The 8,018-nt window shown below is 50.2% G+C and carries 7 protein-coding genes and 1 pseudogene (1 of these 8 cut by a window edge); all 8 read left to right on the forward strand.

Translation table 11 applies throughout. The features are described 5' to 3' along the window. On the forward strand, window positions 1-842 hold an 842-nt coding region (locus tag QVO97_RS07930), incomplete at its 5' end, for a biotin--[acetyl-CoA-carboxylase] ligase (RefSeq protein WP_288189359.1). A gap of 16 nt (window positions 843-858) precedes the next feature. Continuing rightward, the gene (locus QVO97_RS07935) at window positions 859-2,025 is read left to right on the forward strand and encodes an A/G-specific adenine glycosylase (RefSeq protein ID WP_369678399.1); all 1,167 of its coding nucleotides are present in this window, start codon (window positions 859-861) and stop codon (window positions 2,023-2,025) included. A 38-nt stretch (window positions 2,026-2,063) separates the two neighbouring features. Continuing rightward, window positions 2,064-2,984, forward strand: coding sequence for a diacylglycerol/lipid kinase family protein (locus QVO97_RS07940; RefSeq protein WP_022359807.1), 921 nt, complete (start codon window positions 2,064-2,066; stop codon window positions 2,982-2,984). A 304-nt stretch (window positions 2,985-3,288) separates the two neighbouring features. Beyond that, window positions 3,289-4,416 (forward strand): RNA polymerase sigma factor RpoD, encoded by a 1,128-nt coding sequence (rpoD, locus tag QVO97_RS07945; RefSeq protein WP_022359808.1) that lies wholly within the window; start codon window positions 3,289-3,291, stop codon window positions 4,414-4,416. Between the two features lie 262 nt (window positions 4,417-4,678). Continuing rightward, window positions 4,679-5,371, forward strand: a complete 693-nt coding sequence (locus QVO97_RS07950) for an epoxyqueuosine reductase QueH (protein WP_022359809.1) — start codon at window positions 4,679-4,681, stop codon at window positions 5,369-5,371. A 269-nt stretch (window positions 5,372-5,640) separates the two neighbouring features. Continuing rightward, window positions 5,641-6,324: an HAD family hydrolase gene (locus QVO97_RS07955; RefSeq protein ID WP_022359810.1), complete on the forward strand. Its 684-nt coding sequence runs from the start codon at window positions 5,641-5,643 to the stop codon at window positions 6,322-6,324. Between the two features lie 129 nt (window positions 6,325-6,453). Further along, complete coding sequence (locus QVO97_RS07960) at window positions 6,454-7,710, forward strand: metal ABC transporter substrate-binding protein (RefSeq protein ID WP_288189362.1); 1,257 nt, start codon at window positions 6,454-6,456, stop codon at window positions 7,708-7,710. A gap of 89 nt (window positions 7,711-7,799) precedes the next feature. After that, window positions 7,800-8,018, forward strand: a pseudogene (locus QVO97_RS07965) (metal ABC transporter ATP-binding protein); its annotated part runs 514 nt beyond the window's last position; the annotation flags it as partial.

An 8,018-nucleotide genomic window follows, 5' to 3' on the forward strand; every position in this document is an offset into this window, starting at 1 on the left:
AGGCGGTCCGGAACCGCGGTTATCGGCTGCGTTTCCTGGGCGATGTTCTCAGCCAGGCAGAGCTGGAGAGCAGCATCGACAGCGAGTGGGCTGGAAAAAATATTTTATATTTTGACGAGACGGATTCAACCAATACCGAGATCAAGAAAGCGGCGGAGAAAGATGCCCCGCACGGTACGCTGGCAGTCGCTGATTATCAGTCGATGGGAAAGGGACGCCGCGGAAGAAGCTGGGCGGCGCCGCATGGCGTCGGCATCTGGATGAGCCTGCTTCTGCGCCCGGAGCTTTCTCCGACCTGCGCGTCGATGCTGACGCTGGTGGCGGCTCTGGCAGTTGCCGACGGGATTCGGGAGGTTTGTGATCTGGAGGCAAAGATCAAGTGGCCGAACGATATCGTCGTCAATGGAAAGAAGGTCTGCGGTATCCTGACCGAGATGAGCACGGAATTAGAGTGTATTAATTATATCGTGACTGGTATTGGTATCAACGTGGCAAATCACGAGTTCCCGGAGGAGATTCGGGATGTAGCAACGTCTCTGTATCTGGAGACAGGAAAAGAAGTGCGCCGCAGCCAGCTTATCGCCGCGATCATGCGTGCGTATGAGGGATATTATGATAAATTCATGGAAAACCAGAACATGAAATCCCTGATGGACGTTTATAACAGCCGTCTGGCAAACTGCGGTACACAGGTGCGCGTCCTGTCTCCGGGCAATGAGTATACGGGCATGGCGCTCGGAATTGATGAGATGGGCGAACTGCTGGTCCGCACAGAAGACGGAAAGGTATGCAAGGTGATCTCAGGAGAGGTATCTGTCCGGGGCATTTACGGATATGTATAAAGATTTTTATGCGTCGTTGAAGCCTTTAGAGGGGGAAATACCTTATACGGAAGAAGAGAGGCTGGCGGCATCCGGCGCTCCATTGCTCTCCTGGTACCGGAAAAACCGGCGGCTCCTTCCGTGGCGGGAGAATCCGGAACCGTATTCGGTCTGGATTTCGGAGATCATGCTGCAGCAGACGCGCGTAGAGGCGGTCAAACCGTACTTTGCCCGTTTTATGGAAGCACTCCCGGACATCTCCTCGCTCGCGCAGGTGGACGAAGAGCGGCTTTTGAAGCTGTGGGAGGGACTTGGGTATTATTCCAGAGCCCGGAACCTAAAAAAGGCAGCGGTCTGCCTGATGGAAGACTACGGCGGTCAGATGCCGGCGTCGCGGGATGAGATATTGAAACTTCCGGGCATCGGAAGTTATACAGCCGGGGCAGTTGCGTCGATCGCGTATGATCTGCCGGCTCCGGCGCTGGATGGAAATGTGGTGCGTGTTCTGACACGCCTGTTCGCTGACCCACAGGATAGCACGAAGCCGGCGCTTCGAAAGAAATATGAGCGGCGCCTGGAGGCGGAACTTGTGCGCCGGACAGAGGAAAGAGATTCCTATTTGTCAGCCGGTGATGATGCTGGTGAGGTTTCCACGGCATTACGGTCAGAAGAGCTATTTCATCCAGGTGAATATAATCAGGCATGGATTGAGCTGGGCGCGCTTGTCTGCATCCCGGGCGGACGTCCGCTCTGTGAGAAGTGCCCGCTGGAATCCCTTTGTCTGGCGCACCGGCGGGGAGAGGAGGAGCAATATCCGGTCAAGCCGCCGAAAAAGCCGCGCCGGATCGAGGAAAAAACGGTCTGCCTGATTGAGTGGGAGGATACGGTGGCGATCCGCAAGCGCAGCAGCAAGGGATTGCTGGCGTCCCTCTACGAATATGTCAATCTGGACGGAAAAAAGAGTGCGGCGGAGGCAGCGAAAGAACTGGGGATCGCGGAGGCGGATATCAGGGAAACCGAGGATCTGCCGGATGCAGTCCACATTTTTTCCCATGTTGAATGGCATATGTGCGGACGCAGAATCCGCCTGAAACGGGCATCCGGTTATCAGGATAAAACAGTTTTGATGGTGCGCCGGGCGGAGCTGCAGGATCGCTATCCGATCCCCAATGCATTTCGCGTGTATACAAATATATTAATATGAAATACTGTTAGTGTGGGGGAGCGGGAGAAAGGGCGATTATGAAAAAAATGCTTTTTATCATCAATCCGAGATCTGGCAAAGAACAGATTCGAAGTCGTCTTCTTGAAATTTTAGATAGTTTTGTAAAGGCGGGCTATGGACCGTCTGTTTATATTACGCAGGGCCCGAAGGATGCGGAGTATCAGGCGGCGCGTGCGAAAACGAAGGAACTGGTCGTGTGCAGCGGCGGGGACGGTACGCTCAACGAGGTGGTATCGGGGCTGATGACGATCACCCCGGAAAAGCGTCCGGAGTTAGGGTATATCCCGTCGGGTTCCACGAATGATTTCGCATCCAGTCTGGGACTTCCGAAAAATATGCGGAAAGCGGCGCAGACAGCTGCACTGGGAAAACCATTTCTGGTGGATGTCGGTGTATTCGGCAAAAACCGGTATTTCGTCTATGTGGCGGCGTTCGGAGCATTTACGGAGGTATCCTATTCGACCCCGCAGGAGACGAAAAATATTTTGGGGCATCAGGCATATATGCTGGAAGCCATCAAACGCCTGACAGGGCTTAAATCCTACCGGATGCGCCTTGCGTGGGAACATCTGGGGGAGCAGAGAGAATTGGAAGAGGAATTTATTCTGGGAATGGTGACCAATACGACCTCGATCGGAGGTTTTAAAGGACTGGTTGGTATGGACGTGGCGCTGGATGACGGGGAGTTTGAGGTGCTTCTGGTCCGGAAACCGCGCACGCCGCTTGACATTGCAAGTATTGCTGCTTATTTGATTCAGAGAGAGGGCGAAAATGAATGCGTATTCAAGTTCCGCACCTCGAAACTGATGGTACAGTCGGAGGAGCTGGTGGACTGGTCGCTGGACGGTGAGTTTGGCGGAAGCCAGACAGAGGTCGTGATTGAAAATAAACCAAGAGAGATTGCGATCAGGGTGCCTGAAGTTACGGTTCGCGGGTAGGCACTTTTGGAACCGAAAGTGCCGTAAGAAAACGTGGTGGCAGCAGAAATTTGCCGTATTTAAATGCGAAGCCACGGCAAATTGCGTTGCTGGGCATGTATGCGTGAACAGTAACTGCCTAAATAGAAATAGATCGAAAAATTTCGAAAATTGTTGAAAAATAGAATTTAATCGTATATAATGTACTTTCGGGATATTGCAGGGAAAGGTGCAGGGAAATAAAAGCACACAAACAATCGAGGGACAATATCACGTTAGATATAAAGAAACTTCTAAGCGAAATAAATCGAAAGGACGTTAATTCGTGGAGAAAGAAAATTTTTTAGGTAAGTTAAGGAAACTGGTAGAGTTAGCAAAGTCCAAGCAGAACGCGCTGGACGTGACAGAGATCAATAACTTTTTTATGGGCGATAATCTGCAGACAGAGCAGATGGAGCAGATTTACAATTATCTGGAGCAGAATAATATTGATGTCATTCCGGAGGTGATCGATGATTCGATCCTCAAGGAAAATGATTCGATGCTCGATGATGATGTGGATGATGAATTCCTCAAGAACGAGGAAGAGGATATCGATCTGGATGCGATCGATCTGTTAGAGGGAATCGGCACGGAAGATCCGGTCCGCATGTACTTGAAAGAGATCGGTACCGTTCCGCTTCTGAGCGCGGAGGAGGAGATCCGCCTTGCAAAGCGCAAAGCAGAGGGTGATGTGAATGCAAAAGAGCGCCTGATTGAGGCAAACCTGCGCCTGGTTGTCAGCATTGCAAAGCGCTATACAGGACGCGGCATGAGCTTCCTGGATCTGGTTCAGGAAGGCAATCTGGGTCTTATTAAGGGCGTTGAGAAGTTTGATTATACAAAGGGTTATAAATTAAGTACATATGCGACCTGGTGGATTCGTCAGTCTGTTACAAGGGCTCTGGCGGATCAGGCGAGAACTATCCGTGTCCCGGTGCATATGGTAGAGACGATCAACAAGATGTCCAAGATGCAGCGTAAGCTGACGCTGGAACTGGGCTATGAGCCGTCGGTGGCAGAGCTGTCCGAGGCGCTTGGCATGTCCGAGGATAAGGTCATGGAGATCATGCAGATCGCACGTGAGCCAGCTTCTCTGGAAACCCCGATCGGTGAGGAAGACGATTCCAATCTGGGTGATTTCGTAGCGGACGGCAACGTGGTAACGCCGGAAGGGAATGTAGAATCTGTTATGCTGCGTGAGCATATCGATGCATTGCTTGGAGACCTGAAGGAGAGAGAGCGTCAGGTTATTATTCTCCGGTTTGGCCTGGAGGACGGACATCCGAGAACCCTGGAAGAGGTTGGAAAAGCATTCAACGTAACGAGAGAGCGTATCCGCCAGATCGAGGCAAAAGCACTTCGTAAATTAAGAAATCCGGTCCGGAGCAAGCGGATTCGCGATTTTCTGTAAGAGTTGTATCATTTTGGTAAAAAGGGAAATTTGTTTGGAATTTCCTGAAAGGTTTAATAAAAAGATAAAGCAGTTTGTACCCGTCCGTGGGTACAGGCTGCTTTTTCAAGTTTTGGAGAATATGAATTATTGTGCATATCTTCATATGACGTCTAAGGATGGAAATGATGTTTGTCAGGAAAGAAGCGTTTCGGATAGAAGTATCGTGTGCTGGAAGGAAAATGCACGGACAGATGGGAACTTATAGAAAGAGGAGAGAAAAATGTCGGAACCAATGAAAAATCCGCCAGCCAGAAAGACACAGACGGCGAAACGGAATTATCAGAAAGAAATGGAAAAAGTGCTGGATGCAGCAGTCCGGGACGGCAGAGTTCCGACTTTATTTCTCCACAGCTGTTGTGCGCCGTGCAGCAGCTACGTGCTGGAATATCTGTCGCAGTATTTTTCGATTACGGTGTTCTACTACAATCCGAATATTTCACCGAAAGAGGAATATGAGGCGCGCACGGAGGAGGTACAGCGGCTGATCCGGGAGCTTCCAGCGGTGCATCCGATCCGGTTTGTAGAAGGAAAATACGACCCGGAATGCTACTATGAGGCAGTCCGGGGGCATGAGAAGGATCCGGAGGGCGGCGAGCGCTGCGGTATTTGTTTTGAGATGCGCCTCCGGGAAGCGGCGAAGCTGGCAGCCGAGGGCGGCTATGACTGGTTCACGACGACCCTCACGATCAGTCCGCTCAAAAATGCCGGGCGCCTCAATACGATCGGGCAGGCGATGGGAGAAGAGTATCATGTGGCATTTCTGCCGTCGGATTTCAAGAAAAAAGAGGGATATAAGCGCTCGATTGAGCTGTCGGCGCAGTATCATCTATACCGGCAGAATTACTGCGGATGCGTGTTCTCGAAGCGGGAGCGTGAAGAGCAGATGCAGAAGGAGAGGCAGGAAACATCGTGATTTGCGGGGCGATATGTTTGGTCGAAGATGAGTTTGTATGGATGATTGCCTGTAGCTGTGAAAGTATGAAACGGCTGTGAGGGGAAAAAAGTGGTACTGTTCACAGGTAGGCACTTTTGGAACCGAAAGTGCCGTAAGAAAACGTGGTGGCAGCAGGAATTTGCCGTATTTAAATGCGAAGCCACGGCAAATTCCGTTACTGGGCACGTATGCGTGAACAGTAACAAAAAAGTTACAAGAAAAGATGGAAACAGAAAGGAAGAAACGCAATGTACCGCTTATGTATATTTGATTTGGATGGAACTCTTTTAAATACGATTTATGCGCTGACTTATGTGACAAATTTAACATTGGATGCATTCGGACTGCGCCATGTTACACCGGAGGAAACGAAACGGATCGTGGGAAATGGATACCGGATGCAGATGAAGCGCGCGCTGGTGCTGGCGGGGGATGAGAAGCTGGTTCATTATGAAGCGTCGCTTCCGATTTATATGGAGAATTTCTCTAAATACTGCCTGAAAGACGTAGAGCCATATGACGGTATCCGGGAACTGCTGGCGTCGTTAAAAGAGATGGGTGTACATGTGGCTGTCCTTTCGAACAAGCCGCATGAGCAGGCAATTGTGAATATTGAGACATTCTTTGGGAAAGGATATTTTGATGTGGTGCGCGGCGAGCAGGCGGGAACGCCGAAAAAACCGGCTCCAGACGGGGCGTTCGCCATCTGCCGGGAACTGGGTATAAAACAGGAAGAGTGCCTGTATCTGGGCGATACGAATACAGATATGGAAACTGGGCTGAATGCCGGAATGGACACGGTCGGCGTGCTCTGGGGCTTCCGTAACAGGGAAGAGCTGGAAGGCTGCCATCCGCAGTATATTGTGGCACATCCGTCGGAAGTGGCGGAGATTGTGAAGAAAAAGAATGAGTCACATGGAAGAATGGAGTAGTGTCTGTGTTTGTTCATAGCTGTGAAAAGAGAAACAGTTGTGAAAGAAAATGATATTTGAAATAGTAATTCGAAATGTTTATTGAAAAACATTTACTGAAATAGAAGAAGTTAAGGGTAAAAAAGAAATATGGTAAAACACAAGAATGGATTTAAATGTAAATGGATATCATGGATGCTTGCTTTTTTGCTTGTCTTTTCCTGTGTTCTTACAGCGTGTACGCCACGGCGGGGAACTGCATCGTCTGATTCATCGTCGAATCCGTTAAAAGGGGCAGATGCGTCTGGTGATACGCGCTTAAACGTTGTGACGACGCTATTTCCGTATTACGATTTTCTCCGGCAGATTGCCGGGGATTCGATCCGGCTGACGATGGTCGTTCCGGCGGGCATGGATAGCCATTCGTTCGAGCCGACGCCGGCGGACATGATCACGATCCAGAATGCAGATCTGTTAGTCTGCAACGGCGGTACGATGGAACAGTGGCTTTCGCAGGTGCTTGATTCCTTCGGGGAAGGCACCGGACCGAAGCGCGTCGTGACGATGATGGACTGCGTGGATGTAGTGCAGGAGGAGATCGTCGAGGGCATGGAAGATGGAGAGGCGCACGATCATGGACATACGCATGTTCATGCGGATGGAACAGTTCATGCAGGTGATCACGATCATGAGTCGGAAGATCATGCTCACAGTGAAGAAGAACATGAGCCAGAGGACCATGTTTACAGTGAAGAAGAACACGACACAGAAGAGCATATTCACAGCGAGGATGAGCATGATATGGAAGATGTGGCGGTTCATGATGAAGATCACGCTCAAGAGTATCTGGATGAGGACGATGGTCACGGCGTCGAGATTGAATATAACGAGCACATCTGGACATCTCCGGTCAATGCGAAAAAGCTGGCCGGCGTGCTGGCGGAGGTGCTGGCACAGGAAGATCCGGCGCACGCGGCTTCCTATGCGGAAAACTGCGCGTCCTATCAGGATAAATTGACGGAATTGGATGCAGAATTCAGAGAAGTTGTCTCCCATGCCAAGCGCCGTCTCGTCGTTTTCGGTGATAAATTTCCACTCCGGTACTTTTTCGATGAGTATGGGCTGGAATACAGGGCGGCATTTTCAGGATGCAGTACGGATACGGAGCCGAGTGCCAAGACCATCGCCTACCTGATCGATAAGGTGCGGGAGGAACAGATACCAGCCGTCTATTACCTGGAGCTTTCCAGCCCGCGCGTGGCGGAGATCATCGGGGAAGAGACGGGCGCGGAACCACTGTTGTTCCACTCCTGCCACAATGTGACGAGACGCCAGTTTGATTCGGGCGTTACCTATCTGGAATTGATGGAGCAGAACGTAAAGAACTTGAAAAAGGGATTGTCATAAAAAGAATAGATGATTATGGGAAAAAGTCTTTAGCCATGGTGAATGTTTATGACAATAGAAGAGTAGAGCAGTAGTGAAAGGAATTATAGATGGGATTACTCTTAAAATGTGAGCATGTAGGTTTTGGTTATGAAAACCAGGATGCGGTGCTGGATGTGAACCTGGAGGTAAATGAGGGCGATTACATCTGCATTGTCGGCGAAAATGGTTCGGGAAAAAGTACCCTGATGAAGGGCATTCTGGGACTTTTAAAACCGACTTCGGGCAGGATTGAATATTCGGAAGAATTAAAAAAAGCCGGTATTGGT

The organism is Clostridium sp. CAG:43 (assembly GCF_000434655.1).
Taxonomy (GTDB): Bacteria; Bacillota; Clostridia; order Lachnospirales; family Lachnospiraceae; genus Otoolea; species Otoolea fessa.